The organism is Mycobacterium sp. ABE4_509, from assembly GCF_056160785.1.
The window spans coordinates 1-26,202 of sequence record NZ_JBSWXU010000013.1; the positions used below are offsets into that span (position 1 = coordinate 1).

A 26,202-nucleotide genomic window follows, 5' to 3' on the forward strand; every position below is an offset into this window, starting at 1 on the left:
GGCACCTCCGCCGCCGGGGACGGGGGAGCGTCGGCCGCCGGCGCGGTGGGCGTGTCCGCCGTGGGTGCGTCCGCCGCGGGTGTGTCCGCAGCGGACTGCGGTGGCGCATCGGCAGCCGGGTCGGGGCGCTCGTCGTCGGCGGTCGGCTGCGTATCGGAGGGTCGGCCCATGAGGCCATTGTTGCCTGAGTGGCCGGTGATTCTGTGGAGGCGGGGCGGCCCCGTCGGGATGTTCCTCCCGAAACCTGCGCAGGTCCGTCAGCGGCCCGCTAGAACGGGCTGCTGTTGGACTGCCACTTGGCCTCTTCGGGGCGGGGGCCGAATCGGCGTTCGTAGTCCTCGTGCATCCGGGCCTGCTGCTTGCGCTTGATCACGTCGACCAGGTTGGGGTCCAGGCCGTGCTGGGCCAGGCGGTGCCGCCGCCACGGCTTGTTCAGCGCGAGTGCCATCAGCAGCGCCCACACGTAGATGGGCACCGTCATCTCCAGATGCATGTACAGGTTCACCGGGATGAGCCAGAACGGCGCGAGCACGAACAGCGGTGGGATCGCATACCGGATCATGTGCCTGCGCACCGCGCCCTGTCCGGCGAGGTCCTCGGCGACCCAGCGCTGCATCGACTTCGGCAGCCGGCGGCCGTAGATGTAGCCCAGGCGTTGCCACAGGTTCGGGGTGGAGGCGGTCATGGGACTCCTTCGGTGTTCAGGCTTGCAGGGCGCCGGCGGCCAGGGCGGCGGCATTGATTCGGGTCAGCGCGTCGCGCAGGCGCTCCAATTCTGCGAGATCGACACGCAACCGCGCCACCACGGCCGCGGGGATCGCGGTGGCGCGTTCACGCAGGGTGGCCCCGGCCTCGGTGAGCTGGACGTCGGTGGCGCGTTCGTCGGCGGCATTGCGGGTGCGGGTGATCAGCCCGAGTGTCTCGAGGCGTTTGAGCATCGGCGACAGGGTCGCCGAATCCATCTGCAGTGTCGATGCGATCCGTTTGACCGTCAGTGGTTCCCGACCGCCCTGGGATTTGTGGTGGTCCCACATCGCCAGCATGACCAGGTACTGCGGATGGGTCAGGCCCAGCGGCTCCAGCAGTGGCCGGTAGACGGCCAGCACCGCCCGGTTGGTCACGGCAAGCGCGAAACAGACCTGCTGGTCCAAAGACAGCGGATCGGCACTCGTCGGCGCGGACATACATTAGATAGTGCCCTAATAGTTAGGTAGCTAGCAATGTGGTGAGGGCCATAGCGCCGCATCGACGCCCGTCGCCTGCCGAAGCTCTTCGAACGCCGACTCGATCCGATCGGTGAAGGAACCGGCGTCGGGCAACGTCCGCGCGCAGCCGAACACCGCGAAGTTCAGGGTGTCGGCGTAGCTCCACACGGTGATGTTGATGCCGGCTGCGTACTTGATATGGCCGCAGGAGATGAAATTCTCGACCCCCATCCCGCCGAAGTACCGCTTCTGCTTCGGCCCCTTCACGTTGGACACGATCACGGCCCCGTTCAGCCGCGGGCCCATCAGGCGGGCGACCCGCAGCATCGGCCGCAACAGGGCCGGCGGAGCCAGGTCGAACCACTCCTCGCGCTGCACCGGGCGGGCATCCACGCTTGCCTTCACCGCCCTGGTCTGCACGGTCGCCGCGCGCAGCCGGGCGAGCGGGTCGGCCACATCGGTCGGGAGCGTGAATGTCCGGTTGGTGGCGGTGGTTCCCCACAGCCGGGTGTCGCCCTCGCGGGTGACCTTGGCGGCCGCGTTGGCGACGATCGGCCGGTCGAAGGGTTTCCCGTTCTCGGCCAGGTACTCGCGGATCGCGCCGGCCACGACCGCGAAGACGACGGCGTTCACCGTCCCCGACGTCGCCTTGGCCATCTTCTTGACGTCGTCGAGGGGAACCGACGTCCAGCAGAACGATCGGCCAGGTGTCACCGCGCCGCGCCAGGGCAGCACGGGTTGGTCGTGCAGCATCGATGGCGGATGAGGCTGTCTGGCGCGGTCCCGCTGCGCGTGCGCCCGGCGGATGGCGCCGAGCCGGCGCGGCACCTCGTGGAGCAACTCGTCCCACAGCGCGCGGCTCGCTCCGCGCAGCGCGTCGGCATCGCTCAGCTGCTCGGGCGGACGCGGAATCGCCGGTGCGGCGGGGGTGCCGTCCGGCGCCGGCTGTGACAGCAGGCCCAGCAACTCGACCAACCGCGCCCCGTCGGCCAGAGCGTGGTTCATCTTCAGCACCGCGACGACCTTGGTGCCCTGGTAGCCCTCGACGAACAGCACTTCCCAAGGGGGCCGGCCCGGCGGGATCGCTTCGCCCGCGGCCCGGCTGATCAGCGCGCACAGCTGAGCTTTCGTGCCGGGCCTGGGCAACACCGTGTGGCGCAGGTGGTTGCGCACGTCGAACTGCGGATCGGTGATCCACACGGGCCGGCCCAGGCCGAAGGGGACCTCGCGCACCCGCCACCGCATCTGGGGCAGCAGTGCCGCGGCATCGGCCAGGGTCCGCGCCATCCGCTCGAACTGGAAACCACGGCTCGACGCCTCGTCGAACACCGCGATCTTCAGCGTGTGTTGTGGCTCGATCGGCTCGTCGAGGATGAAGGTGGTGTCACTTCCGGAAAGCCTGATGCCGTCATCGGCTGGCCGCGTCGATCTCATGGTCGTCCTCCTCCGCATGGGCCGTCGACGTCCCCGCCCGCGGAACATTCAGGGTGATCTGCGTCACATCAGCGTAGCGATTCCGGGTGGCGCGTGACGGGAGTTGACCCGAAGTGGGTCACTGACTTTCGGATCGGCGGCGGCACGTCGGGGTCCGCGAAAGGACCAAAGTCACTTCCGCTGCGAAACTCCAACACATGTGACGCGGGCCACATTACGCTGGCGGCGCAGCGCTCTGGATCGGGGACTGCACAGCCATTCGCCTGCACGAAGTGCCTTCCACAGAGGTTTCGCTGTGACCGACGAAGACCGGACCGCCCTTCGCCCAGGGGACTTCACCGGTCAATGGCGCCCCGATCTGCTGAAGTGGATGCTGACGATGGCCGGACCGCTGTACCGCGGCTACTTCCGTACCGAAGTGCGTGATGTGAAAAGGGTTCCGCCGGGCGGGGTGCTCATCGTGTCGAACCACTCCGGTGGCCTCCTCGCCCAGGATGTCCCGGTCTTCTGGCTGGGGTTCTTCGAGGAGTTCGGCTTCGAGCGCCCGGTGTACACGCTGATGCACGACCTGCTGCTGCAGGGGCCGGTGGTGCCGCTGTTCACCCGGATGGGCATGCTGCGCGCCAACCGTGACAACGCCGTGCGGGCGTTGCGGTCGGGTGCGGTGGTCATCGTCTTCCCGGGCGGTGACTACGACGCGCTGCGCCCCACCGCGCAGCAGAACGTCATCGATTTCAACGGCCGAACGGGATACGTCACCACCGCGCTCGAGGCCGGGGTGCCGATCGTGCCCATGGTGTCGATCGGCGGCCAGGAGACGCAGCTGTTCCTGACCCGTGGGCAATGGCTGGCCCGCCGTGTGGGGCTCAAGCGCCTGACCCGTGCCGAAGAGGTGGCGGTGTCGGTCGGGGTGCCGTTCGGGCTGAGCGTGGGAGCAGTCAACCTCCCGCTGCCGTCCAAGATCGTCACCCAGGTACTGGAGCCGATCGACCTCGCCGCCGAGTTCGGGGTCGACCCAGACGTCGCGGCGGTCGACGAGCATGTCCGCACAACGATGCAGGCGGCGCTGGACGAGCTGGCCGCCCGGCGACGTTTCCCGATACTGGGGTGATCGCCATGGCCGTGATACCGCGCTCCATTGCTCGCCGGGCCACCGACATCGGTGGCGCCGTGCGCGCGCTGGTGAACGCACGGCTGGTCGTGGGCCTGCGGCCGGACAAGTACGTGCGCATGGCCGCGGCCGTTGCGCGGGCTGGATTCTCGGACACCGTCGGCATCGCGGTGTCGGCCCGCCGCTGCCCCGATCGCCCCGCGCTGATCGACGAACTCGGTGTGCTGAGCTACCGCGAACTGGACATTCGGGCCAACGCCGTGGCGGCAGCGCTGCAGCACCTTCGCGCCGGTGGGCCGAAGACGGTCGGCATCATGTGCCGCAACCACCGCGGCTTCGTCGACGCGCTGGCCGGCGCCGAGCGGACCGGAGCCGACATACTGCTGCTGAACACGTCGTTCGCCGGGCCCGCGCTCGCCGACGTCGTGGCCCGGGAGCGTCCCGATGTGCTCATCTACGACGAAGAGTTCAGCACCGCAGTCGATTTCGCTGCCCAAGCACAACGCGATCTGGTGCGCATCGTGGCCTGGGCCGACTATCCGGGCGAGCGTGCACGCACCGTCGAGACGCTCATCGCATGCCACGCCGGGCAGCGGCCACACCGCGCGGGCCGTCACAGCCGAGTGGTCCTTTTGACGTCAGGCACCACCGGTACTCCCAAAGGCGCGAGACGCGCGGCCGGTGGCGGGGGAATGGAAGGGCCGGCGATCCTGGGCAGGCTGCCGTGGCGCGCCGAGGAGACCACCGTCGTCGCCGCCCCGCTCTTCCACGCCTGGGGCTTCGGCCAACTCATCATGGGCACCATGTTGTCGTGCACCCTGGTGCTTCGACGCACCTTCGACGCGGCGGCCACGATGGAACTCGTCGACCGCTACCAGGCCACCGGATTGAGTGTGGTCCCGGTGATGCTGGACCGGATCATGGACCTGCCCGACGAGGTGCGACACCGGTTCAGCGGGCGATCGCTGCGCTTCGTCACCGCCGCCGGCTCGCGGATGCGTCCCGACGTCGTCACCGCGTTCATGGACCAGTTCGGCGACGTCGTCTACAACAACTACAACGCCACCGAGGTCGGCGTAATCGCCCTGGCCGGCCCACAGGACCTGCGCGCTGCTCCCGACACCGCCGGAACGCCGATGCCGGGCACCGAGATCCGCATCCTCGACCAGGACCGGAACCCATTGCCGTACGGTCAGGTCGGTGCGATCTTCGCCCGCACCACAACGGAGTTCGAGGAGTACACCTCGGGGCAGACCAAGGACATCGAGGACGGTTTCATGGCCACCGGCGACATCGGCTACCTCGACCCGACCGGCCGGTTGTTCGTCGTGGGCCGAGACGACGAGATGATCGTGTCCGGCGGCGAGAACGTCTACCCGCTGGAAGTGGAGACGGCACTGACCAGTCACCCCGCCGTCGCGGAGTGCGCGGTCCTCGGCGTCGACGATGAGCGGTTCGGTCAACGGCTGGCCGCCTTCGTGGTGCTCGAACCCGGGGCTTCGGCCAGCGCGGACGCGCTCAAAGCGCATGTGCGCGAACAGCTCGCCAACTACAAGGTGCCGCGCGAGGTGATCGTGCTCGACGAGCTGCCCCGCAACGCGGTGGGCAAGATCGCACGCGCAGACCTGCAGGCCCGGCTTGTCGGCGTGTGACGGCCGGCCCGCACCACCGCGGGGTCAGTTCTCCAGGTCCGCCAGTTCGACCAGGCCCGACTGCACCAGCGCCTCGTCGACGAACTGCTGCACCGCCTTGGACCGGAAGAAGGCTGCGTGTCCGCCGTGGTACCAGACGATCTCGGGTCTGCCCCAGTGGTCCCAGATGCGGACCGCATGCGAGCGCGGATGCACGATGTGGTCTGCGATGCCGGCGTACACGAACCGGCCCTGCATCGGGACGCGGGGCTGCATCGAGAGCGGAGACAGCATCCGGCCGAGCGGCTCGGCGCTGACCAGCATCTGCTGGCGGGGGTCGTCGTCGGAGAAACCCGCGTGGTATTCGAACACCTTCACCAGATCGATGACCGGCACACCGAGGATCGCGCAGGTGATGCCGTCGTCGAGGCTGGCGACCAGCGAGGTGATGTAGGCGCCCAGCGACATGCTGTTGAGCCCGATCAGCGAGCCCGGATCCTCGGATCGGATCCAGGACAGCAGACGTCGCACATCCCACACCGCCTGGGCCGTGGAGTGCACGTTGTCGAGCAGGTTCTCGCTGGGGAACGCGGCCCCCTTGGGCAACCCTCGCTTGCGCGGGCCGTGCATGGGCAGTACCGGCAGTGCGACGTTCAGGCCGAGATTCTCGTGCAGGTGCCAGGCCCGGAAAAGCCTCAGATCGATTTCGGCGCGGCCCATTTCACTGCCGTGCAGGCACACCACCCAGGGGCGCGGCGTGTCGTGGCGCAGTATCAGCGCGTATTCGCGCTGATTCGAGGTGTAGCTCTGCCACCGCTCGGCGCCCGGCTCACCCGGAAACGGGCAATACCCGCTGTCGAAGGACAGGCGTTCATGGGCCCGGTTCCCCTGGCCGACCCTCTTGATGCTGACCTCCGAAAGCGGTGGCGGCGGGGCCAGGAAGGCTTCGGGCTCGTCGAGCCAGCCGTGGCGGTCGTAGAACTCCACCGCGGTGGCGACCTCGCGTTCGACGCGCTGGAACACCTCCAGTTCAGGGAAACCGCGGAACGCCCGGAACACCGTGACGACGACTTCGTCCAGCAGCGCGTGGGCGGCCAGCACCGGTGACGGGCGCACCACGGGCAGGTGATCGATCGATTCGCCGCCGAGGTAACGCGTCCAGGTCTGGGCGTAGAACCTTCCCGCCCGGGCGAACGGGCCCACGACATGCACCAGAGATCCCACGCCCGGGATGCCCGAACCGGTCCCGGGCGGCGTCTGCCGACCAGCGTCGCCCCGTTGCGGAGCTGTCATGGACGCAGCCTAGGAACGGCTCTCGGCGCCGCAACAGGGTCTTTCGTCCCTCGACGAGGACCCGGTTCAGCGGGCGCCGTCGAGCCAGCTCCGCAGCGAGGCCAGCGGCGCAGCCCCGGACTGGCGCGCCAGCAGGCGGCCCCCTTCGAGCAACAGCAACGTGGGAACCGCCTGCACCTGGAACCGTTGCGACAGTTGCGGGGCGCTGTCCACATCGACTTTCACCAGTTTCAGCGAACCCGCCCGCTCCGCGGCCAGCTGCTCCAGCACCGGGCTGAGGGTCCGACACGGCCCGCACCATGTCGCCCACAGATCGACCAGCACCGGAACCGAGGCCCCCTCGGCCACATCGGCGAAGTCCGCGTCCGAGGCCGCGACGATCCAGGGCAGCCAGTTCTGGCACCGGCCGCAGCGCGGCCTGCCCCGGCCTCCGGAGGGCACGCGGTTGCGCTGGCCGCAGTGCGGGCAGGCGACGGTGCTGGTCGGCATGAGCTGATTATCGGCGGTCCGGCAGCGTCGTGGGCCTCGATCGGCGAGCCCGGCCCGGATGTCGTCGCCGGCGCTTCCGGCCCGGGCCCCGGTGCGGGAAGATTGTCGGTGACCAGCGCGGGCCCTCGAGCCGGCGTGCCGAGCCGAGGACGGCCCAATGAAGCGAGTGACCCGAAACGTCGACACCGCCGAGGCGTGGGACCTTCTGACCCGGGTGCCCAGGGCGTGTCTGGCCTTCGCCGGCGACGGTGAACCCCGGCTCGAGCCGGTCAGCGTCGTCGTCGCCGAGGGTGACTACCTGGTCGGGTTGCCGGCGCAAGCCGCCGCGCCCGAGACGGGCGCGGAGGTGGTGCTGCTCGTCGACGAGGGCTCCCAGTTCTTCGAGCTGCGAGCCGTGTACCTGCGGGGCCACGCGGGCCCGGCCGCAGAGTCGCGGGACCGGCCGCAGGGGTTGCGCTGGTTCGCGATCGAGCCCACCCGAACGGTCGCCTGGGATTACGGGCGAATGAGGTACGTCGACGATGAAGACTGACGACCCCGCCGTGGTGAGCGTCATCGGGCGTGCCATGGTGGCGCGGATCGCCACGCTGTCGCGCACCGGGCGCCCGCACGTCAACCCGCTCTACTTCGTCTACCGGTCCGGCAGGATCTACCTGGGCACGACCGACCGCACCCTGGCCGCGCGCAACGTGGCGGCCAACCCCCGGGTGAGCATCCTGTTCAGTGTCGACGGCGCCGGGTCCGGGCATCGCCTGCTGCGCGTGCAGGGCGACGCGAGGGTGCGAACGGAGCCGGACCTGTTCCGGTGGTACGCCAGACGGGATACCCGCAAGTACATCCTCACCCTGCCCGGGCTCGTCGACATGGTCCGGCACGCCCGGCTGCTGCCGGTCATGCGGCACTACCTGGCCGCCGGGGACAAGGGCCGGCGATGTGTGATCGAGGTGCACCCCACGGCGGCGGAATTCGTCAACTCTCCCGAATGATCCGAAAGGTCCTTCAAACCAGGAACATTCATCGCCCATCAGATAGAAGTACCCATCGCGCGGGGCGTGCCGAGATCCGGGCGGACGCGAAAACTGCCCAGGGGCTTGACGTTCGACTCCGCTGCCGGATCAAGGTCGGCGGCCGGCGGTGACTGCTAGCGTGGTCAGTGGATCCAACGCGGGAGAGGGCGCCATGGCGAGTTCACTGACACTCATCCAACAGCAGCTGAAACACCTCGGTGAGTCGGGGCGCGCGGTGAAGCGGCTCGTCGAGACCGGCGTTCTGGACCTCAAAGATCTGAGCGGCACCGTCCAGGGCGCCAAGCTCGTCCGCGTCTACGGACCGCAGGCGACGATGGCCATTCAGGGGGGCCGCCGGTTTCCCGACCTGCCCGCGGTCGTCGACGAGCGGGGCACGCTGACCTACAAGCAGGTCGACGACCAGTCCTGGGCGCTGGCCCACGGTCTGCGCGGCCTCGGTGTCATCGAGGGCTCCGTCGTCGGCCTGCTGTGCCGGGACCACCGCGGGCTGCTGATCGCGATGGCCGCGTGCGGCAAGCTCGGCGCCCGGCTGGTGCTGATGAACACCGGGTTCGCCAAACCGCAGTTCGCCCAGGTCTGCGAGCGCGAGAAGGTCACCGTGGTGCTGCACGACAGCGAGTTCGTCGGTCTGCTCGACGCGCTGCCCTCCGAGCTGCCCCGCATCCTGACCTGGGTGGACGACGGTGCCGAACTGCCCGACGGTGCGCAGACCCTCGACGAGATCATCGCGGCGAACTCCACCGAGCCGATGCCGCCGCCGAGCAAGCCGGGCGGCTCGGTCATCCTGACCAGCGGCACCACCGGACTGCCGAAAGGCGCACCGCGCGACACGGTGTCGCCGTTGTCGACAGCGCAGATCGTCGACCGGATTCCGTTCCCCCGCAAGGGAACGATGGTGATCGTCTCGCCGATCTTCCACAGCACCGGCTGGGCCACCTACACCGTGGGCGCCGCGCTGGGGAACAAGGTGGTGACCGCGCGGCGATTCAAGCCCGAAGCCACCCTGAAGCTGATCGCCGACCACAAGGCCGAGATGCTGGTCGCGGTTCCGACGATGCTGCACCGGATGGTCGAGCTCGGACCGGAGATCCTCGGCAAGTACGACACCTCCTCGCTGAAGGTGATCGTGGTCGCCGGGTCGGCGTTGAGCCCCGAACTGTCCGCCAGGGTGCAGGACACCTTCGGCGACGTCCTCTACAACATGTACGGCTCCACCGAATGCGCCATCGCCTCGGTCGCCAACCCCGCCGAGCTGCGCCGCGCGCCGGGCTCGGCCGGCCGCGCCCCGGTGACCTGCGAGGTCGTGCTCTACGACGAGAACGATCAGCGGGTCAAGGGGACCAATCGCCGCGGCCGGATCTTCGTCCGCAACGGAGCGCCCTTCCAGGGGTACACCGACGGCCGCAGCAAGCAGATCATCGACGGCTACATGTCCAGCGGCGACATGGGCCACTTCGACGAGGACGGTCTGCTGTTCGTCGACGGCCGCGACGACGACATGATCGTCTCGGGTGGTGAGAACGTCTTCCCGCAGGAAGTGGAGAACCTGCTCGAGGAACGCGACGACATCTCCGAGGTGGCGGTGGTGGGTGTCGACGACGTCGAGTTCGGAAAACGGTTGCGCGCCTTCGTCGTATCCGAGCCGGGGGCCGGACAGGACGCTGCGGAGATCAAACAGTACGTCAAGGACAACCTGGCCCGCCACAAAGTGCCGCGCGACGTGGTGTTCGTCGAGGAGCTGCCGCGCAACGCCACCGGGAAACTGTTGCGCCGGGTACTGGTCGAGATGGACGTCGAGGGCTGAGCCCGGCGCGGGGCCGGTGTTTCGACATCCGCGCGTGCGGGAAGCCGCGACGGGTGCCAGAAATTCGTGTCGGCCCGCTGCTGCGCCACGTCGGTCAGACCGACGCCACCGTGTGGGTGGAGACGGACCGGGCCTGCGATGTGGAGATCCTCGGGCGTAGGGCCCAGACCTTCGAGGTCGAGGGCCACCACTTCGCCATCGTGTGCATCGAGGGGCTGGACCCGCATCAGCAGTATCCCTACCAGGTCCACCTCGACGGCGAGATGGCCTGGCCGCCGCCCGACTATCCCTATCCCCAGCCGCGGATCCGGCTCATCGGGCCGGAGGGGTCGCTGCGTCTGGCCTTCGGCTCCTGCCGGACCTCGGCCCCGCAACGGATGCCCTACACGCTGCGCGGGTTGTGGCATCCCAAGGGCAGAGGTGTCGACGCGCTGCGGGCCTTCGGCGCACGAATGCTCGATCAGCCCTCGGCGCTGTGGCCGGACGCGCTGCTGATGCTCGGCGACCAGCTCTACGCCGACGAGGTGCCCGACGACATCAAGGACCTGGTCGCCGACCGCGAGGTGCACGCCGACGGACCCGTCGAAGCGCTGGAGGACTTCGAGGAGTACTGCATCGGCTACTGGGACGCGTGGACCGAGCCCATGGTGCGCTGGATCCTGTCCACCCTGCCGACGTCGATGATCTTCGACGACCACGAGATCAACGACCGGTGGAACATCTCGGCGGCCTGGCTGGCCGAGAAACGGCAGACCTCCTGGTACGAAACCCGCATCATCGGCGGCCTGATGGCGTACTGGGTGTTCCAGCACCTGGGCAACCTCACCCCCGACGAGCTGGCCGGCAACGAGACGTTCCAGGAGGTCTCCCGCACCAGGGACGGCACGGCCGCGCTGCGCCGGATGGCCAGGGACGCCGAGAGCGACGACGGGCGCTCCCGGTTCAGCTACTGCCGGGACTTCGGGTCGACGCGCCTGGTGGTCGTCGACTCGCGCACCGGGCGCCAACTGCAGGCGGGGCGGCGACGGATCACCACCGACGACGAATGGGACTGGGTCAGCTCCCGTGTCGACGGCCGGTACCGCAACCTGATCATCGCCTCGTCGTTGCCGTTCCTGATGCCCTACGGCGTCCACGACATCGAGGGGTGGTCCGAAGCCGTCGCCGACGGGGCCTGGGGGCGGCGGCTGTCCGGACTCGGCGAGCAGGTCCGGATGAAAGCGCACCTCGATCACTGGGCGGTCTTCCAGCGCAGCTTCCGCGACGTCGAAGATCTCGTGATCGACAGCGCGGCCGGGCGGCTGGGACCGGCACCGGAGTCGATAGTGCTGCTCGGCGGCGACGTACACCACTGCTGGGTGACCGAGGTGTCACTGCCCGACGAGGTCGACCCCGCGCCGACGAAAGTCTGGCAGGTGGTCTGCTCCGGGTTGCGCAAGGACCTCAAGATCGGTGAACGGCTGTTCCAGGTCCTGGGGCACACCCGCGCGGCCTCGGCGCTGGGGCGGGCACTGGCCAGGGCGGCCCGGGTGCCGCGGCCGAGGCTGCGCTGGCGCGAGGCCACCGGGCTGCACTTCCGCAATCAGATCGGCACCCTCGAGGTGGCCGGCGGGGAAGTGGGCGTTCGCCTCGAGGAGGTCTCCGGCGCCCTGCGACCACCGCGGCTACGCACCGTGGTCGAGCACAAGCTGCGCTGAACCGGGCGAACGGCGGCTATCGTGCGTTCGCGGTCTTGCGGCGGTTGGCCTTCTGGATCGCACTCACCAGCTCGCCCTTGTTCATCTTCGAGCGGCCCGGGATGTCGAGCCTGCGGGCGAGGTCGGCGAGGTGCTTCTTGGTCGCATTGGCGTCGACGCCGCCGGCGGTGGCGCCCTTGGCGTTGGGGCCGCCGCTGCGGGCGCGCTCGTCCGACGGGCCCTTCTTCTCCTTCTTCTCCCAGTGGTCGCCCACCTTCTCGAACTTGCGCTTGAGCGTGCTGTAGGCGACCCGATGGGCCCGCTCACCGTCGCCGTACTCCTCGGCAGCCGCGTCGTGCGCCTTGGCGAACGTCTTCTGAGCCTTCTTGCCCGACTTGCGCAGCGTGCTCGGCAGCTCGCTCTTCTTGGGTTTTCCGCTCTTCTTGGTCATCGGCATGGTTTCTGCCCTCCCGGGTCGATGGTGCTACGACTGTCGTGGCCGGACACCGCGCAGAAACGACGCCGTCCCTGCCGGGGTCTCCGGACCCTCTTTCCGTCGACTACCCGCACTTTCGTGGCAGCTAAACGCGCCGCCGGTCTGGTCTCGGCCGCCGGGCAGCGCGACAATGGAGTGGTACCGACAACGGTGCGGCACGGAACCGAGATCGACGATGAACACAACACACCCGGCCGCCGCTGATGCGCACGGCCACATCTGGGAAGTGAGTCACCACCCCGTCCACAGCGCCGCCGAGGCGCTGCACTGGGTCTTCGACGAGAACGCCCACGAACCACACCCGCACATCCGTCCGCGGCACTACACCTTCATCGAGCTGGCGGCGTTCGCGCGCGAGATGGACCGGTTGTAGGCGACCCTGCTGCGGTCGAGCTGCCGGCCACTCGGCCGGCAGCCGAGGTCACCCGGGCGCAGGAGTGGGCCCGGTCAGCGAGGACGCTGCGACGGGGAAGTCGAAGTAGGTGTCGGGATGGCTCTCGGGTTTGAACGTGTAGTGCCACCACTCGTTCTCGTAGTTCTGGAAACCCTGGCTTTCCAGCACCTGCTTGAGCAGCAACCGGTTCTTCAGCTGATCACCCTGGACACCCGGGTCGAGCGTGTGCGCCGAGGGGTCGAAGCAGTCGTAGCCGGTCCCCATGTCGACGCTGTTGTCGGGAAAGCGCCGCGGCTCCGGCGCGGTGCACGCCCAAAGCGCCTCACCGGGCACATAGGCGGGCTGTTGCCGCGCCGGCAACGCGACCAGGGTCAGGTCGACGGTGCTGCCACGACTGTGTCCGGACTGTTCGGCGATGTAACCGTCGGCGAACAACTGCGATTTGTCCACCCACGGGTAGAACTCGCCCTTCATCTGTTGTGCTGCAGGGTCGGCCGCCCACGCGACGAATTCGTCGACCGCCCGTTGCGGGCGGTAGCAGTCGTAGACCTTCAGCGAATAGCCCTGCGCGACCAGTGCCTGCTGGGCCCGGCCCAGCGCTTCGGCGGCCGGGCGGGTGAGGATGCACATCGGCGTCTGATAGCCGTCGATCGGCTCACCGATGAAGTTGTGCGCGGTCGCGTACCGGATGTCGAGCAGGATCGACGGTGCGACCTCGCTGAGCGAGACGAAATCCGGCGGCGCGGTGGTGTCGGGCTGCGCACCGGCCGCCGGGGCAGGCAGACCGGCCACCAGCGCCGTGGCCGCGATCGCGGCCACCTTGGTCAGTGGTGTCATGGTTCCATTGCAGCATTCGGCCGCCGGCCGTGTCCCGACGCGGGCCGGAATAACTCGCTGCGGCACGCGTTGGGCCAGGGGTGACCGAACAACCACAGCTGAGCCCCACAGACTGGGTGCGCGAGCAGACCGAACGCATTCTCGAGCAGGGCAGCACCGACGGTGTCGAGGTGCTGGACCGTCCCATCGTCCTGTTCACCACCACCGGAGTGAAATCCGGCCAGAAGCGCTACGTGCCGCTGATGCGGGTGGAGGAGAACGGGCGCTACGCCATGGTGGCGTCCAAGGGTGGCGACCCGAAACACCCGGCCTGGTACCACAACGTCAAGGCCAATCCGACCGTCACGGTGCAGGATGGTGACAAGGTCTCCACCATGACGGCCCGCGAAATCGACGGCGCCGAGCGTGAGCACTGGTGGGCACTGGCGGTGGCGGCCTATCCGCCCTATGCCGAGTACCAGACCAACACCGACCGGCTGATCCCGGTCTTCGTCTTGGAATAGCGTCGTCGACCAGCCCGGCGACGACCACTCAGTCGAGCGGCCCCCAGGTCAGGATGCCGCCGTCGGCGAACAGCGACATGTGCAGGCGGCCGTCCTCGACCAGATAGGTCCGCACGTCACCGAGCGCGGTGGACACCTCCTGATCCAGTGAGCCCGCCGGGCAGGCCATCAGGGTGACCCTGATGGGGCCGAAGGTCAGCTGCCCCGAGTCCCCGGATTCGGCGGCGGTCGCCTGCCACGTCGACGAACCGTGGTTGCAGTCGATCTGGAAGGCGGCCTGGCCCACACCGTCGTCGCGGGGGCCGAACTCGACGGTGTACTGCTGGCCCTCGGGAACCGTCGTGGTTCCCTGGGCGTCGTCCATGGACTGCAGCTCGGTCAGCCGCCAGCTGGTGCCGTCCAGATCGACTGGTGTGCCGGCCGGTTCGGGTGAACACGCCCCCAGCGTCATCGCGCACCCGAGCAGCGTCGTCGCGGTGAGCCGGGCTGAGCTCATGGTGCAAGACTAGCCAGTGGCGGCCGGAACGCCGCCCGGTGACTCAGCGCGGCGCATCAATACCGCCAGCACCGCGGCGACGATCAGCAGGGCGGGCACATCGCCCAGCAGGTGGCCACGCTCCCCGTCATCGGCCAGCGCCTGGACGGCCATGATCACGGCATGCACCACGCTGGACACCGCGGTGAACCAGATCAGGCTCCGGTTGCCCAGCGGATCACGCGTCGCCCACAGCAGGAACACCCCGAGGGTCGCATAGAGACCGATGATCATCGCCAGGTAGTGCGACGGCCCGTGCCCCCAGGCCCATCCGGACGGCCACACCTTGGTCAGCGGGTAGATGCCCACCACGAAGATCACACCGATGACCGCCAGGGCGATCCGCAGCAGCAGCAGCGGCCCGCGGTTGGCCGTTTTCTCGCCGGACATCACACATCATCTCCTCGCGTCGGCCTGGGTGGGCTCCCGGTGGTCGCCGTAGGATCTTCCCACGTCGTGCCCAGCGCTCAGGCGGTTTCGGCGGGACCGGGTTCGGTGCCGGCCGGCGGCGGAGAAAGTCAACCGCGGCACTCAGACATGTTGTGTGTCAGTAATTCTCGGGCGATGCTACGTGCCGTGTCCATCGGTTCGGCGCTGTCGTCGAGCCCGCGGTGCACGATGGCGCCCTCGGCCAGCAGAAACAGGTGCTCGGCGGTTCGGGCGGCGTCGGCACCGTCGGCGAGGTCCTCGGCGACCAGCTCGGCGAGGCGCTCGCGCACCGCCTGCTTGTGCTCGCGGATCACGTCATAGGCGATGTGGTCCCGCGGCAGCTCGGCGGCCGCGTTGACGAACGCGCACCCGCGGCTGACCCAGCCGGCGTCCTCGATGTAGGCGTCGAACACCACCAGGGCGCGCGGTGATTCGGCCTCGGCGATGTGCTTCTCGAACAACTGCCACCAGTCTTCGTGGCGCTGCCGCAGGTAGGTGGCCACCAGGACGTCCTTGGAACCGAACCGGTCGTAGAGGGTCCGCTTGGTGACGCCGGATTCCGCGGCGATGGTGTCCACCCCGACGGCATGGATGCCGTCGCGGTAGAACAGGTCGGTCGCCACCTCCAGGATGCGAAGGGCCCCTTCGGTCAGATGGGGTTCGTCAACACTCACGAACTGCTCACCACTCTCCTTGACTTCACAGATCAGTGTAGCTACTCTCGGCGCTGCTTTACAGATCAGTGAGATTCGAAGGTGATGGACATGAACAAGATCGATCTGCGCTCGTGGTCCGCCGCGGTCATCGACGCGGTGCGCGACTTCGCACACGGCATCGACGCTGCGAGCGCGATTCGCCACGGCGTCGCGGTTTCGCCGCGTGCCGGCGCGGCCTCGGCCGACGCGCCCCTCACCACTGCTCGCTGACCTTTCGCCGGCCTCGGGTCCTACGTCCCCGGGACTGCACTGCTCAAGCGGGCCGGAGCGGCCCGCTTGAGCAACCCGTGCGAGTTCGGGAGCCGGGTCATCCGGACGTGACGGACGCGGGCCGGCGCAACCGGGGGAGCAACAGTCCGGTGCGGGCCTGATAGGCGGCGAAGCCGGGGTGGCGTTGCATCGAGCGGTCCTTCTTGATCATGTTCGGCAAAAAGAAGCCCAGTGCCCAGGCGGCGTTGACCATGAACGGGATGGGATTCCAGGCGATGATTGCGAAACCCAGGTAGATCAGGATCTCGCCGAGATAGTTCGGGTTGCGGGTCCGGGCGAACAGTCCGTAGTCGATGAGCCCTGGGCGGACCTGCAGCGTGAAGTACTTCTGCGCATCCGAGACGTAGTGCAGGAAGATCCCCAGCGCATAGACGGCGACGCCGACGCCCACGGCGACGCCGGGTACGTCGGGTTCGAGCCATGCCAACAGAATCGGTGCCGCGTAGTAGCCGACGAGCGGTAGGAACACGAACGCGATGCCGGCCCCCGCCGGCAGCCGCTCGGCGAAGCGCTGATCGGGGAAGGTGCGGCCCTTGATCAGCCACAGGATCGAATAGGTGCCGTGCATCGCCAGGTAGAGCCACATCATGGCGCTGTAGTTGGCGAAGGCGACCATTGCTGCTGCCGTGACCGGGATGACGAGCGCCTTGTGCAGATCGATGTAGAAGCCGGTGGTTTTCATCGTGCCCTCTCCTGTGGACCCCGATGGATGTGGTGGAGGCCGGAATGCGGCCGGTGGAAACGGGCCCACATGCTAGATAGTAATACTATCCTGCAGTGTCCCGCCAGAGTGCGCTGCGCGGCCGTGCGGGAGGATGGACGGGTGCGAATATCGGAGCTGGCCGAGCACGCTGGTGTGTCGGTTGCGACAGTGAAGTACTACATCCGCGAGGGGATGCTCGACCCCGGCGAACCCGAAGGCCCGCGCCGCGCCAGCTACAACGCCGCCCATGTCCGGCGCCTGCATCTCATCCAGGCGCTGACCGGGCCGGCCGGACTGTCGCTGGGCCAGGCCAAGGCGATACTGCAGCTGGTCGGGCACACCGACATGTCGTTGGTGCAGCGCCTGGCTGCCGCGACCACGGTGATGGCCGATGCCGATGCCGATGCCGATGCCGAGGCCGAGGCGACCGCCGGCTACCCGCGCGCTGAGCGCGCCGCGCGCTGGCTGGGACCGTCCTACCGCGCGGAGGCGCCCGCGGCCGCTCTGCTCGAACGTGCGTTGCAGGCCGTCGAGGCCGCCGGCTTCCCCCTCGACGAGGGCCGGTTCAGCAGCTACGGCGAACACATGTTGGCGATTGCCTCCGGTGAAATCGCCAACATGCCAACAGATGCCGACGAGGCTGTGGAGTACACGGTCCTCGGCACAGTCCTTTTCGAGCCGGTGCTCTGCGCGATCCGGCGGCTTGCCCAACAGAGTCTGGTCAAGCACCCGGCCGATTAGTGTCGCAACATCGCACGAACACCGACCGTCACCGGAATTTCCCCTCCGGTTAAGCACGCTGAGGTAGGTTTCAAGCGCTCTGGACCGGTTGGGAGATGCTGATGGCTGACCGACACACCGAGATCGAACTTCCCGCGTCGCTGCAGGGTCTCGATGACCTCGCACTCGACATGCGCCTGATCTCGTCGCACCGCGCCGACCGGGTGTGGCACCGCGTCAACCCCGAGCTGTGGGCCGCTGCCCGCAACCCGTGGGCGGTGCTGAAGTCCATCGGCCAGCCCGAACTCGAAGACCTCGGCAACGACGATGCGTTCTGTGCCCAGGTACAGGAACTGGTCGAAGACCGTGGCCGCCGCAACAGCGATCCGTTCTGGTTTCCGCAGTCCAAAGCCGCGAACTCGATGGGCATGACGGCCTACTTCAGCATGGAGTTCGGCCTTGCCGAGGCGTTGCCCATCTATGCGGGCGGACTCGGCGTCCTGGCCGGCGACCACATGAAGTCGGCGACCGACCTCGGGGTTCCGGTGGTCGGTGTCGGCCTGCTGTACCAGCAGGGGTACTTCCGGCAGGCGCTCGACTCGCAGGGCAATCAGCACGAGCTGTACCCGTTCAGCGATCCCAGTGAGATTCCGGTGCGCCGCCTGCGTGGCTCCGACGGAGCCTGGATCCGCATTCCGCTCGAGTTCCCAGGCCGCACGGTGTATCTGCGTGCCTGGGAGGTCAACGTCGGCCGGCTCGGGCTGTACCTGCTCGACAGCAACGACCCCGCCAACGACCCGTCGGACCGCGGCATCACCGCCCAACTCTACGAAGCCGACCCCGAGGTGCGGTGGGAACAGGAGATGGCGCTCGGGTTCGGCGGGTGGCGGCTGCTGCGCGAGCTCGGCATCTACCCCGATGTCTGCCACCTCAACGAGGGGCACGCCGCGTTCGCGGTGCTGGAGCGTGCCCGGTGGATTGCACTCGAACACGACGTGCCCTTCGACGTCGCGCTCACCGTGGCCAGGGCGGGCACCGTCTTCACCACCCACACCCCGGTGGCCGCGGCCTTCGACCGATTCGACCCGGGCATCGTCGTCAGCTACCTGACGCCGTTCGCCGCCGAGATGCAGATGAGCATCGGCGACATCCTGCAGCTGGGCCGGGCGAACCCGGACGACGACGCCGAACCCTTCAATATGGCCTACCTGGCGATCCGCGGGGCATCGCGGGTCAACGGGGTGAGCCGGCTGCACGGAGAGGTCAGCCGCGAACTGTTCACCGACCTGTTCCCCCGCTGGCCGGTCTGCGAGGTGCCGGTCGGCCACGTCACCAACGGGGTGCACGTGCCGTCCTGGGACTCGCCGGCCGCCGACGAGCTGTGGACCAAAGCCGAGCTGCGTCAGCAGTGGCTGGGGATCCCGACGCCGATCGGCGACTGGATGGACAAGGTCTCGACCGACGAGTTGTGGCAGATGCGCAACCGAAACCGGGAGCGTTTCGTGCAGTGGGCGCGGCAACGGCTGGCGCGCCAGTTCACCATCGCCGGCGCCACCGCCGACCGAATCGACGAGGCCCAGCGCATCTTCGATCCGCGCGTGCTCACCCTGGGTTTCGCCCGCCGGTTCACCGAGTACAAACGCACCGCGCTGCTGCTGCAGGACCCCGACCGCTTCGCCCGGATCCTGACCAACCCCGACCGGCCCGTCCAGATGGTGGTCGCGGGCAAGGCCCACCCGGCCGACGGCCTGGGCAAGGCGATGATCCAACGCTGGTTCGAGTTCGCCGCGCGCCCCGATGTCCGTTCGCACGTGGCGTTCATCGCCGACTACGACCTGTTGCTGGCCGAGCAGCTCGTCAACGGTGTCGACGTGTGGATCAACACTCCGCGCCGGCCGTGGGAGGCCAGCGGCACCAGCGGCATGAAGGTACTCGTCAACGGCGGTCTCAATCTCTCCGAACTCGACGGCTGGTGGGCGGAGGCTTACGCACCCGAGGTGGGTTGGGCGATCGGTGACGGCGCCCAGCACAGCAGCGACCCCGCGTGGGACGCCGAGGAGGCCCAGCAGCTCTACCGGCTGCTCGAAGACGACATCGTTCCGATGTTCTACGCGCGCGACGACAGCGGGATCCCCGACGAATGGCTGCGGCGGGTGCGGGCCAGCATGACGACGCTGACCCCGCAGTTCTCCTCGGAGCGGATGGTGCGCCAGTACGTCGAGGAGCTGTACGCCCCCGCAGCGCGGGACTACCGCGCTCGCCTGGCCGACGGGTGTCGGGTCGGCAGCGCAGTGCAGCGCTGGCGGGAACTGGTGGGCAACTACTGGGGTGAGGTGTCGTTCGGGTCTCTGCACATCGAGCCGACCGGCGGCGGGCACGACTTCCGGGTTCTGGTATCGCTGGGAGCCATTGGGCCCGAGGCGGTGGCGGTGCAGCTCTACGCCGAGGCAGGTGACGACGAGGGGCCTGTGCAGATTCCGATGGACCGCGGCGAGGAGGTCGTCCGTGGCACTTTCAGCTACCACGCCCACGCCGACGGGCCGCGGCCGCCGCAGGCCTATACACCCCGCGTCGTCCCGTGCCACCCGGACGCCTCGATTCCGCTGGAAGCGCCGAATATCTCCTGGTACTGAGCTTCTCGCGGTCAGGAAGCGGTCAACCAGATCGGATTGGTCAGAGCCACCATGGAGCCGGCGTGTTTCCGGCGGCGGATGCTTCTGACCTCGACCCGGGCGAACCGGGCGCAGTGGGCATCGACCTGCCACCGAAGCTCCGCCGACCCCGAACCGTCGACGCGGGCCTGCGCCGCGCGGCCTTCGGCGGTGATGACCGTGACGACGCAGTCAGGTGTGCCCTTGACCGTGACACTGACCGTTACGGCACCATCCGGCGGCACCGACAGCGAGGCGCCCGGGCCGCGAGTGCAGCGGTCGATGCTGGTGATCTGCGCCTCGGCGCGGAAGTCCACTGTCACGGCATCGGACTGTGCCAGGTAACACCTGCCTTCCCGCAACGCGGCGACCAGTGCCGAGGTCTCCAATTCGTCGGCGCGCACCACCGTCTGGGGGTAGCCGACGCGCTGGTGCTCGCCGTGCGAGTCGCTGCCCCCGACCGCGGCGATCCGCCTGCCCCGTACCAGTAGTCGATGCCAAATGCGCAGTGCCACTTCATCGTCGAGGTTCCAGCGGCCGTTCCACACCTCGATCGCATCAACGTCTCGGTAACCGAATTCCCACGCCGCGCCCGGCACGGGCGCCGCCGGGTGGGCGGCGACGACCAGGCCGCCGGCTTCGCGGACCTGGCGCGCGAACCCGGCGAACACCCGCTCGCGGGGCGTGTAGCGCCAGTCGATCCAACACTGCGGTGGCATCCCGATCGCCAGCCAGTGACCGTGGCGGGTCGTCACTTCCTCGCCGCACACCACCACCGGATCCACCGCCGCTGACTCCCAGGCGAGGTTGGCTGCATTGGTGTTGTGTTCGGTGGACGCCAGGAAGTCCAGACCGGCCGCAGCGGCCGCGGCGGCGAGCTCGTCGGGGTGGCAGCGGCCATCGGAATGAACTGTGTGCGTGTGGAGATCGCCGCGATACCAACCCGCGCCGCGCGGCTCGCGGGAGCGGACCGACACAGGAGCGGGTGCCGCGGCTGGAGCCGGAGCGCCATATTCCAGGACGACCCGCGCCCACCACGACATGCCCAGCGGATTGAGCACCACCGGTCCCATCGCCAGCGCCCACGTTCCCGGGGTGATCGGACCGGGAAGATAGCCGGGAGTGGCCGTCGCCTCGGAGACCATGAAGGTCTCGCGCGCCCCGCCCGACCAGCCGCGAAAGCCCGCCGCGTTGCCGACATCGTAGCCGTCGGGGCCGAAGATGCCCAGATCCAGCACATTTCGAGCGACACTGACCACTGCGAACTTGCTGTGACCGACATCGACCCGCAGTCGCTGGACTCCGGGTGGGACAGGGAAGGGCACGTACGCCCACTGGTCGATGCCGAAGCGGAACCGGCCGGAGAATTCCAGCACGGTATCGGAAGACTGCAGAGCAGGGATCTCGGAGCGGAGCACTTCGTGCGGGTGAGCGAAGGGCGAGGTCGCGATGCCGGCCATGGATCCATGGTCGGCGGCACCACCGGTGAGACGGTTACGCCGACACGAACGCCGGCGAAAGGGAAGTGGGCGGCGAAGCGCCGCTGGGAGAGGAATTCGGTCATCTCAGCAGTCGAGAATCTGTACGTTGCCAGGGCGCGGGACTACCGCACCCGCCTGGCCGACGGGTGCCGTGGCGTTATGCTGGCGTCCAACTCCCGGACCGAGACCGCGCAGAGGGGCGTGCATGGTCACCGACTACGACGCCGACGACGCCGCAGAGCTGTACCAACAGGCCAAGAACACCCTGCCGGTCTACCAGGTCGACACATTCTCGCTGCTGCAGCTGGTCGGCGACGTCACCGGGCAGCGAATCCTCGACGTGGCCTGCGGGGAAGGGCATTTCACCCGACTGTTGCGCCAGGCCGGGGCCGCGCAGGCGGTCGGGCTGGACGTCTCGGCACGAATGATCGAGCTGGCTCGCCGGCAGGAGGCCCGCGAACCGCTCGGCATCGAGTACGTCGTCGGCGACGCGTGCACGGTCGCCAATCCTCCGCTGGATTTCGACACCGTGGTCTGTGCTTTTCTGATGGTGTACGCGCGCAGCCGAGCCGACTTGGCGCGCATGTGCGCGGGGCTCGCCAGTCGCGTCCGGCCCGGCGGGCGGTTCGTGACGATCAACGTCAACCCCGATGTGTATCACTACGATCCCCAGCCCGACTACCGCCGCTACGGCCTGGACATGCGGTTGGCGGCCGAGCCCGGCGAGGGCGCCCCGATCGATTTCACCGTGTTGGTGGGGTCCGGCCTGGAAATACAGAACTACTATCTGCCGATCGAGGCCTACCGCGGCGCACTGGAGCAGGCCGGGTTCGCAGACGTGACGGTGCACCTGCCTGTCATCCCGCCGGCCGCGCTGGCCGCGCACGAACCGGGCTTCTGGGACGAACTGCACCAGCACCCGGTGTTCATCCTCTTCGAGGCCACGAAGACCTGACCCGGCGCGCCGTCGTCGCTGCCCCGGGGACTTCGGTCGCCACATCGAGGGAACAAGGTCACCTGCGTGCCGGGAACGCTGCGCCGGCGCCCGGCGGGGATCTACCGTGGTGTGTGAGCGGGAGCACACGATGAATGAATTCATGCGCAGCAGTGACGCATTCACCTGGTCCATGGAAAGCGACCCCCGGCTGAGGTCGACGGTGGTGACCGTACTGGTGCTGGACCGGCTGCCGGACTGGGACGAGGTGCGCGACCGGGTGGAGCGCCTCACCCACGAACTGCCGATGATGCGCCAGCGGGTGGTGAACTCGCCGCTGTCGGCGCCACCGCGCTGGCAGCCGTGCGCCGAGTTCGACCTGAACTTCCACATGCGCCGGGTGGCCGCCCCCGCACCGGGGTCGATCGACGGGGTGCTCGAACTGGCCCGGCTCGCCCAGATGGAGGACTTCGACCGGGCCCGGCCGCTGTGGAAGATCACCCTGATCGAGGGGCTGTCCGACGGTGGGGCCGCCGTGCTGTGCACCTTCCACCACGCGTTGACCGACGGGGTCGGGGGAGTGCAGATCGCGATGGCGCTGTTCGGCCTGTCCGAGCTGTCGGGGGAGGGCCCCGACTCGGTGGTGCCGTCGCTGCCCTCGCTGCTCGACGGGTACGTCGACGCCGCCCGCTACGGCGCCGGGATGCTCGGCGGCACCGCCGCCGCAGCGCTCACGGCCGTCCCCAGGCTGGTCTCCGAAAGCCTGCGCAACCCGGTGAAGACGCTGAATTCCGCTGCCGGGCTGGCCACCTCGGTGTACCGGACGGTGCGGCCGGTGAACCGCACCGGATCATCGCTGATGACCCAGCGGACCCTGACCCGCCGGCTGGAGGTGCACGACGTGCCGATGCCGCAGCTGCGCGACGCCGCGCACCGTTGCCAGGCCGCGCTCAACGACGCGTTCGTCGCCGGCGTGGCCGGCGGACTGCGCCGCTACCACGAGAAGCACGACGTCAGTGTGGGCGCTCTGCATCTGTCCATGCCGATCAGCCTGCGGGTCGACACCGACGCGCCTGGGGGCAACCACATCACGTTGATGCGTTTCGACGTACCCGTCGGCCTCGCCGATCCCGCGCAACGGATCCGGCAGATCCGGGAACGTACCGAACTGGTGCGTCATGAGCGGTCGCTGCCGCACACCCAGGTGATCGCCGGCGTCCTCAACCGAATGCCCCGCTGGTACATCGGCTCGATCTTGCGCCACGTCGACTTCCTTGCCAGCGATGTGCCCGGCATCCCGGTGCCGGTGTCGCTGGGCGGGGCGAAGGTGCGCACCCAGTACGCATTCGGGCCGACGATCGGTGCGGCGGTCAACGTGACCCTGCTGACCTACGTGGACACCTGCGCGCTGGGCATCGACGTGGACACCGGGGCCATCCCGGACGTCGAACTGTTCCACGACTGCCTGCGGGCCGGTTTCGACGAGGTGCTGGCGCTGTCTGGGTCCTGATCCTGCCGTCAGCTCGCCAAGACGTGCGCGGCGACCGTGCCGTTCTCCCATCCGGCCACCACGCGACCCGAGGGATCCCAGGCGAGCGCGGTGGCCGAAGACGGTTCCTGCCAGGTGTCGCGGGTGCCCACAGCTCGCCCCGGGGGGACGCTCTGCGGCTTCCACACCGCTACCCGGCCGTCGGCTCCCGACGACGCGAGGTGCTTGCCCTCAGGTGACCAAGCCAGCGCCGTGACGACCTGCTCGTGGCCTGCCAGGATCCGCGGCGTACTGCCTTTCGGCCCGGATCCGCGGAAGTCCCACACCGTGACATTGGAGCCACCGCCGGAGGCCAGCAGAGCGGAATCGGGGGAGAAGGCCAGGGTGTTGATCTTGGTCGGGTAGCCAGACATCGCGAGTTCCTGGCCGGGCCGGCCCACTCGCCAGACGTGCAACGTGGCGTCCTGGTTCCCGCTGGCGGCCCAACGCCGATCCGGGCTGATCGCCAACGCCAGCAGCGAGCCGGTGAACGGCAGGACCTCGGCCGCCGCAGAATCCGCAACGTGGAAGACATGGACGCCGCCGTATGCGGCGCTCGCGACGCGGCTTTTGATCCAGGCGATGCCGGTGACGGTGCTGTCCCGGTCCCGACGCATCAGTTCCCTACCGTCGGAGGAGAGGACGACGACCGAGCGGCCCAAGCCGGCCGCGAGCCGTGCACCGTCGAAGCTCCATGCCAAAGCCGAACACCAGCCGCCCCCATACTCGGCGAGGGTGGCCCCTCGATTGTCGACGATCGCAACGCCGTCGATGGATCCGACGGCGAGGCGGGCCCCGGACGGTGACCACGCCACCGTCAAGGCGCCGGAAGACACCTGCCTGCGAATGTCGATCGTGCCGTCGGCGCTGATCAGGGTGAGGCTGCCCTCGGCCCCTGCGACCGCCACCCGGCCGTCCTTGGCTGCCGACAGCGCGGCGACGGCGTCGTCGACGTCGACCCGCCAGGTGCCCCGCGCGGTGGCGAGCGGGCTCATGCGCTCGCCAGGCAGGCGCGGAAACCGGCCTCCAGTTCGGCGCGATCGAGGTTGCGGCCGATGAACACCATTCGATTGGTCCGTTCTTCCGCGGCGCCCCACTCGCGTCCTTCGGTGCCGTCGAAGAGCATGTGCACGCCTTGGAAGACGTACTGCCGGGACTGGCCGTCGAGGGCGAGAATGCCCTTGCTGCGGAAGATGTCGACGCCCCGGTAGCCGAGCAGTTCGCCGAGCCAGGTGTTGAGTTTGTCGACGTCGATGTCGCCGTCGATCTGGAACCCCACCGATGTGACGGTCTCATCGTGCTGATGGTCGGTCTGCTCCAGGAACGCGGGATCGTCGAGCAGCACCCGCTGCAGGTCGAAAGCGCCCACGTCGAGGATGCGGTCGAGGTCGACCTTCGCGTCCTGTGCCCGCACGATCTCGGCGGCGCCGTTGATCGCGTGCAACCGGCTCTCCACGGCGGCCAGGTGCTCGGCGTCGACCAGGTCGACCTTGTTGAGGATCATCCGGTCGGCGAAGGCGACCTGCTCGACCGCCTCGTTCTCGACATCGTCGGGTTTGACTTCGTCGAGGTGGTCGAGCACGTGTGCGGCGTCGACCATCGTGACGATCGCGTCGAGGCGCAGCCGATCACGGATCTCGTCGTCGACGAAGAAGGTCTGGGCCACCGGCGCCGGGTCGGCCAGCCCGGTCGTTTCGATCAGGATCTGGTCGAATCGGTCGCGCCGGCGCATCAGCGCTCCGAGGATGCGGATGAGGTCGCCGCGCACGGTGCAGCAGATGCAGCCGTTGTTCATCTCGAAGATTTCCTCGTCGGCGTCGAGCACCAGCGCATCGTCGATGCCGACTTCACCGAACTCGTTCTCTATCACAGCGATTCGTCGCCCGTGGTTCTCGGTCAGGATGCGGTTGATCAGCGTCGTCTTACCGGATCCGAGGAAGCCGGTGATCACGGTGACGGGAACGCGTTCATCGATCGCGGTGGTCATGCTCGAGTCCTTCCGGGTAGGCGCTGAGGGTGTCGTGCAGGTGTGCGGCAGTCACTTCGGCGGTCGGCGCTGCGAACTTCCAGCTACGGCGAGGCGAGCCGAGGACGGCGACCACGGTCTCGACCGGTGGGCAGCCCGGCTCGGCGCACGCCAGCTGCTGGATCACGACCGTGGCGACCTCGTCGAGTGACAGGGTTTGGCGGACGGTGGCTTTGAGCAGTTCGAGGTGATCCGGCGCTGCCTTGGCGGCCGACGCCTTCGCACCGCCGGGGTTCACCAAATTCGTCACGTCGGCACCCTCCCTGGTCGCTCCACTCGTCTGAAAATGAAAAGCGTTTTCAATACGG

The 26,202-nt window shown here is 68.5% G+C and carries 28 protein-coding genes; 13 read left to right on the forward strand and 15 right to left on the reverse strand.

Features of this window, described 5'->3' with window-relative positions; all coding sequences use genetic code 11:
- Positions 1–268: 268 nt before the first annotated feature.
- From ACXAID_RS04800 to ACXAID_RS04810, 3 genes are read right to left on the reverse strand one after another with little or no spacing between them, the layout of a single operon-like run.
- Positions 269–685 carry a DUF5313 domain-containing protein gene (locus tag ACXAID_RS04800; protein ID WP_475021042.1) on the reverse strand — a complete coding sequence of 139 codons (417 nt, stop codon included), beginning with the start codon at positions 683–685 and terminating at the stop codon, positions 269–271.
- Between the two features lie 16 nt (positions 686–701).
- Positions 702–1,184: a MarR family winged helix-turn-helix transcriptional regulator gene (locus ACXAID_RS04805; RefSeq protein ID WP_475021043.1), complete on the reverse strand. Its 483-nt coding sequence runs from the start codon at positions 1,182–1,184 to the stop codon at positions 702–704.
- Positions 1,185–1,214: 30 nt separating this feature from the next.
- Entirely contained in the window at positions 1,215–2,639 is a 1,425-nt protein-coding gene (locus ACXAID_RS04810; protein WP_475021044.1) for a wax ester/triacylglycerol synthase family O-acyltransferase, read from the reverse strand.
- 295 nt (positions 2,640–2,934) lie between these two features.
- Here ACXAID_RS04810 and ACXAID_RS04815 point away from each other — a divergent pair, with 295 nt between their 5' ends.
- Positions 2,935–3,750 (forward strand): lysophospholipid acyltransferase family protein, encoded by an 816-nt coding sequence (locus ACXAID_RS04815; RefSeq protein WP_475021045.1) that lies wholly within the window; start codon positions 2,935–2,937, stop codon positions 3,748–3,750.
- A gap of 5 nt (positions 3,751–3,755) precedes the next feature.
- Positions 3,756–5,402 (forward strand): acyl-CoA ligase FadD12, encoded by a 1,647-nt coding sequence (gene fadD12, locus ACXAID_RS04820; RefSeq protein WP_475021046.1) that lies wholly within the window; start codon positions 3,756–3,758, stop codon positions 5,400–5,402.
- Positions 5,403–5,426: 24 nt separating this feature from the next.
- Here fadD12 and ACXAID_RS04825 read toward each other — a convergent pair whose 3' ends face one another.
- Together ACXAID_RS04825 and trxA are read right to left on the reverse strand one after the other, a co-directional pair.
- Entirely contained in the window at positions 5,427–6,674 is a 1,248-nt protein-coding gene (locus tag ACXAID_RS04825; protein WP_475021047.1) for an alpha/beta hydrolase family protein, read from the reverse strand.
- A gap of 66 nt (positions 6,675–6,740) precedes the next feature.
- Complete coding sequence (gene trxA / locus ACXAID_RS04830; protein WP_475021048.1) at positions 6,741–7,163, reverse strand: thioredoxin; 423 nt, start codon at positions 7,161–7,163, stop codon at positions 6,741–6,743.
- A gap of 157 nt (positions 7,164–7,320) precedes the next feature.
- Between trxA and ACXAID_RS04835 the strand changes: the two genes are divergently transcribed.
- The 4 genes from ACXAID_RS04835 to ACXAID_RS04850 all read left to right on the forward strand — a co-directional run bounded on the left by ACXAID_RS04835 (position 7,321) and on the right by ACXAID_RS04850 (position 11,692).
- Positions 7,321–7,695 (forward strand): hypothetical protein, encoded by a 375-nt coding sequence (locus ACXAID_RS04835; RefSeq protein ID WP_475021049.1) that lies wholly within the window; start codon positions 7,321–7,323, stop codon positions 7,693–7,695.
- Positions 7,685–8,149, forward strand: coding sequence for a pyridoxamine 5'-phosphate oxidase family protein (locus tag ACXAID_RS04840; protein ID WP_475021050.1), 465 nt, complete (start codon positions 7,685–7,687; stop codon positions 8,147–8,149). The genes ACXAID_RS04835 and ACXAID_RS04840 overlap by 11 nt, the downstream gene beginning before the upstream one ends.
- Positions 8,150–8,342: 193 nt before the next feature.
- Positions 8,343–9,995: an acyl-CoA synthetase gene (locus ACXAID_RS04845; protein WP_475021051.1), complete on the forward strand. Its 1,653-nt coding sequence runs from the start codon at positions 8,343–8,345 to the stop codon at positions 9,993–9,995.
- A gap of 53 nt (positions 9,996–10,048) precedes the next feature.
- Positions 10,049–11,692 carry an alkaline phosphatase D family protein gene (locus ACXAID_RS04850; RefSeq protein WP_475021052.1) on the forward strand — a complete coding sequence of 548 codons (1,644 nt, stop codon included), beginning with the start codon at positions 10,049–10,051 and terminating at the stop codon, positions 11,690–11,692.
- A 16-nt stretch (positions 11,693–11,708) separates the two neighbouring features.
- On the opposite strand, the gene ACXAID_RS04855 is transcribed toward ACXAID_RS04850, so the two are convergent.
- On the reverse strand, positions 11,709–12,128 hold the full coding sequence (locus ACXAID_RS04855; RefSeq protein ID WP_475021053.1) for a ChaB family protein: 420 nt from the start codon (positions 12,126–12,128) through the stop codon (positions 11,709–11,711).
- A 214-nt stretch (positions 12,129–12,342) separates the two neighbouring features.
- Between ACXAID_RS04855 and ACXAID_RS04860 the strand changes: the two genes are divergently transcribed.
- Entirely contained in the window at positions 12,343–12,540 is a 198-nt protein-coding gene (locus ACXAID_RS04860) for a hypothetical protein (RefSeq protein WP_475021054.1), read from the forward strand.
- A gap of 48 nt (positions 12,541–12,588) precedes the next feature.
- Here ACXAID_RS04860 and ACXAID_RS04865 read toward each other — a convergent pair whose 3' ends face one another.
- Positions 12,589–13,398, reverse strand: a complete 810-nt coding sequence (locus ACXAID_RS04865) for a M15 family metallopeptidase (protein WP_475021055.1) — start codon at positions 13,396–13,398, stop codon at positions 12,589–12,591.
- Positions 13,399–13,478: 80 nt separating this feature from the next.
- Between ACXAID_RS04865 and ACXAID_RS04870 the strand changes: the two genes are divergently transcribed.
- Positions 13,479–13,901 (forward strand): nitroreductase family deazaflavin-dependent oxidoreductase, encoded by a 423-nt coding sequence (locus ACXAID_RS04870; protein ID WP_475021056.1) that lies wholly within the window; start codon positions 13,479–13,481, stop codon positions 13,899–13,901.
- 28 nt (positions 13,902–13,929) lie between these two features.
- Here ACXAID_RS04870 and ACXAID_RS04875 read toward each other — a convergent pair whose 3' ends face one another.
- The 3 genes from ACXAID_RS04875 to ACXAID_RS04885 form a co-directional block, all read right to left on the reverse strand.
- Complete coding sequence (locus tag ACXAID_RS04875; protein WP_475021057.1) at positions 13,930–14,397, reverse strand: META domain-containing protein; 468 nt, start codon at positions 14,395–14,397, stop codon at positions 13,930–13,932.
- 9 nt (positions 14,398–14,406) lie between these two features.
- On the reverse strand, positions 14,407–14,826 hold the full coding sequence (locus ACXAID_RS04880) for a DUF6632 domain-containing protein (protein ID WP_475021058.1): 420 nt from the start codon (positions 14,824–14,826) through the stop codon (positions 14,407–14,409).
- Between the two features lie 128 nt (positions 14,827–14,954).
- A complete protein-coding gene (locus ACXAID_RS04885) occupies positions 14,955–15,539 on the reverse strand; it encodes a TetR/AcrR family transcriptional regulator (RefSeq protein WP_475021059.1) in 585 nt (194 codons plus the stop codon).
- 84 nt (positions 15,540–15,623) lie between these two features.
- Here ACXAID_RS04885 and ACXAID_RS04890 point away from each other — a divergent pair, with 84 nt between their 5' ends.
- Positions 15,624–15,791: a hypothetical protein gene (locus tag ACXAID_RS04890; RefSeq protein WP_475021060.1), complete on the forward strand. Its 168-nt coding sequence runs from the start codon at positions 15,624–15,626 to the stop codon at positions 15,789–15,791.
- 97 nt (positions 15,792–15,888) lie between these two features.
- On the opposite strand, the gene ACXAID_RS04895 is transcribed toward ACXAID_RS04890, so the two are convergent.
- Complete coding sequence (locus ACXAID_RS04895) at positions 15,889–16,533, reverse strand: DUF1295 domain-containing protein (RefSeq protein WP_475021061.1); 645 nt, start codon at positions 16,531–16,533, stop codon at positions 15,889–15,891.
- Positions 16,534–16,674: 141 nt separating this feature from the next.
- Here ACXAID_RS04895 and ACXAID_RS04900 point away from each other — a divergent pair, with 141 nt between their 5' ends.
- Together ACXAID_RS04900 and glgP are read left to right on the forward strand one after the other, a co-directional pair.
- Positions 16,675–17,295: a MerR family transcriptional regulator gene (locus ACXAID_RS04900; protein WP_475021062.1), complete on the forward strand. Its 621-nt coding sequence runs from the start codon at positions 16,675–16,677 to the stop codon at positions 17,293–17,295.
- A 101-nt stretch (positions 17,296–17,396) separates the two neighbouring features.
- On the forward strand, positions 17,397–19,907 hold the full coding sequence (gene glgP, locus ACXAID_RS04905) for an alpha-glucan family phosphorylase (RefSeq protein ID WP_475021063.1): 2,511 nt from the start codon (positions 17,397–17,399) through the stop codon (positions 19,905–19,907).
- Between the two features lie 11 nt (positions 19,908–19,918).
- On the opposite strand, the gene ACXAID_RS04910 is transcribed toward glgP, so the two are convergent.
- Positions 19,919–21,385 carry a CehA/McbA family metallohydrolase gene (locus ACXAID_RS04910; RefSeq protein ID WP_475021064.1) on the reverse strand — a complete coding sequence of 489 codons (1,467 nt, stop codon included), beginning with the start codon at positions 21,383–21,385 and terminating at the stop codon, positions 19,919–19,921.
- Between the two features lie 226 nt (positions 21,386–21,611).
- Between ACXAID_RS04910 and ACXAID_RS04915 the strand changes: the two genes are divergently transcribed.
- Complete coding sequence (locus ACXAID_RS04915; protein WP_475021065.1) at positions 21,612–22,361, forward strand: class I SAM-dependent methyltransferase; 750 nt, start codon at positions 21,612–21,614, stop codon at positions 22,359–22,361.
- Positions 22,362–22,491: 130 nt separating this feature from the next.
- Positions 22,492–23,850 carry a wax ester/triacylglycerol synthase domain-containing protein gene (locus ACXAID_RS04920; protein WP_475021066.1) on the forward strand — a complete coding sequence of 453 codons (1,359 nt, stop codon included), beginning with the start codon at positions 22,492–22,494 and terminating at the stop codon, positions 23,848–23,850.
- A gap of 8 nt (positions 23,851–23,858) precedes the next feature.
- On the opposite strand, the gene ACXAID_RS04925 is transcribed toward ACXAID_RS04920, so the two are convergent.
- From ACXAID_RS04925 to ACXAID_RS04935, 3 genes are read right to left on the reverse strand one after another with little or no spacing between them, the layout of a single operon-like run.
- Positions 23,859–24,863, reverse strand: coding sequence for a WD40 repeat domain-containing protein (locus tag ACXAID_RS04925; protein ID WP_475021067.1), 1,005 nt, complete (start codon positions 24,861–24,863; stop codon positions 23,859–23,861).
- Positions 24,860–25,855, reverse strand: coding sequence for a CobW family GTP-binding protein (locus ACXAID_RS04930; protein ID WP_475021068.1), 996 nt, complete (start codon positions 25,853–25,855; stop codon positions 24,860–24,862). The genes ACXAID_RS04925 and ACXAID_RS04930 overlap by 4 nt, the downstream gene beginning before the upstream one ends.
- On the reverse strand, positions 25,836–26,144 hold the full coding sequence (locus ACXAID_RS04935; RefSeq protein WP_475021069.1) for a hypothetical protein: 309 nt from the start codon (positions 26,142–26,144) through the stop codon (positions 25,836–25,838). The genes ACXAID_RS04930 and ACXAID_RS04935 overlap by 20 nt, the downstream gene beginning before the upstream one ends.
- Between the last annotated feature and the right edge of the window lie 58 nt (positions 26,145–26,202).

Excerpts from the sequence above, each read along its gene's own strand:
- ACXAID_RS04800 (WP_475021042.1), bottom strand. The coding sequence starts at position 685 with ATGACCGCCTCCACCCCGAACCTGTGGCAACGCCTGGGCTACATCTAC.
- ACXAID_RS04805 (WP_475021043.1), bottom strand. The coding sequence starts at position 1,184 with ATGTCCGCGCCGACGAGTGCCGATCCGCTGTCTTTGGACCAGCAGGTC.
- ACXAID_RS04810 (WP_475021044.1), bottom strand. The coding sequence starts at position 2,639 with ATGAGATCGACGCGGCCAGCCGATGACGGCATCAGGCTTTCCGGAAGT.
- fadD12 (WP_475021046.1), top strand. The coding sequence starts at position 3,756 with ATGGCCGTGATACCGCGCTCCATTGCTCGCCGGGCCACCGACATCGGT.
- ACXAID_RS04825 (WP_475021047.1), bottom strand. The coding sequence starts at position 6,674 with ATGACAGCTCCGCAACGGGGCGACGCTGGTCGGCAGACGCCGCCCGGG.
- trxA (WP_475021048.1), bottom strand. The coding sequence starts at position 7,163 with ATGCCGACCAGCACCGTCGCCTGCCCGCACTGCGGCCAGCGCAACCGC.
- ACXAID_RS04835 (WP_475021049.1), top strand. The coding sequence starts at position 7,321 with ATGAAGCGAGTGACCCGAAACGTCGACACCGCCGAGGCGTGGGACCTT.
- ACXAID_RS04840 (WP_475021050.1), top strand. The coding sequence starts at position 7,685 with ATGAAGACTGACGACCCCGCCGTGGTGAGCGTCATCGGGCGTGCCATG.
- ACXAID_RS04845 (WP_475021051.1), top strand. The coding sequence starts at position 8,343 with ATGGCGAGTTCACTGACACTCATCCAACAGCAGCTGAAACACCTCGGT.
- ACXAID_RS04855 (WP_475021053.1), bottom strand. The coding sequence starts at position 12,128 with ATGCCGATGACCAAGAAGAGCGGAAAACCCAAGAAGAGCGAGCTGCCG.
- ACXAID_RS04860 (WP_475021054.1), top strand. The coding sequence starts at position 12,343 with ATGAACACAACACACCCGGCCGCCGCTGATGCGCACGGCCACATCTGG.
- ACXAID_RS04865 (WP_475021055.1), bottom strand. The coding sequence starts at position 13,398 with ATGACACCACTGACCAAGGTGGCCGCGATCGCGGCCACGGCGCTGGTG.
- ACXAID_RS04875 (WP_475021057.1), bottom strand. The coding sequence starts at position 14,397 with ATGAGCTCAGCCCGGCTCACCGCGACGACGCTGCTCGGGTGCGCGATG.
- ACXAID_RS04880 (WP_475021058.1), bottom strand. The coding sequence starts at position 14,826 with ATGTCCGGCGAGAAAACGGCCAACCGCGGGCCGCTGCTGCTGCTGCGG.
- ACXAID_RS04890 (WP_475021060.1), top strand. The coding sequence starts at position 15,624 with ATGGACATGAACAAGATCGATCTGCGCTCGTGGTCCGCCGCGGTCATC.
- ACXAID_RS04895 (WP_475021061.1), bottom strand. The coding sequence starts at position 16,533 with ATGAAAACCACCGGCTTCTACATCGATCTGCACAAGGCGCTCGTCATC.
- glgP (WP_475021063.1), top strand. The coding sequence starts at position 17,397 with ATGGCTGACCGACACACCGAGATCGAACTTCCCGCGTCGCTGCAGGGT.
- ACXAID_RS04910 (WP_475021064.1), bottom strand. The coding sequence starts at position 21,385 with ATGGCCGGCATCGCGACCTCGCCCTTCGCTCACCCGCACGAAGTGCTC.
- ACXAID_RS04915 (WP_475021065.1), top strand. The coding sequence starts at position 21,612 with ATGGTCACCGACTACGACGCCGACGACGCCGCAGAGCTGTACCAACAG.
- ACXAID_RS04920 (WP_475021066.1), top strand. The coding sequence starts at position 22,492 with ATGAATGAATTCATGCGCAGCAGTGACGCATTCACCTGGTCCATGGAA.
- ACXAID_RS04925 (WP_475021067.1), bottom strand. The coding sequence starts at position 24,863 with ATGAGCCCGCTCGCCACCGCGCGGGGCACCTGGCGGGTCGACGTCGAC.
- ACXAID_RS04930 (WP_475021068.1), bottom strand. The coding sequence starts at position 25,855 with ATGACCACCGCGATCGATGAACGCGTTCCCGTCACCGTGATCACCGGC.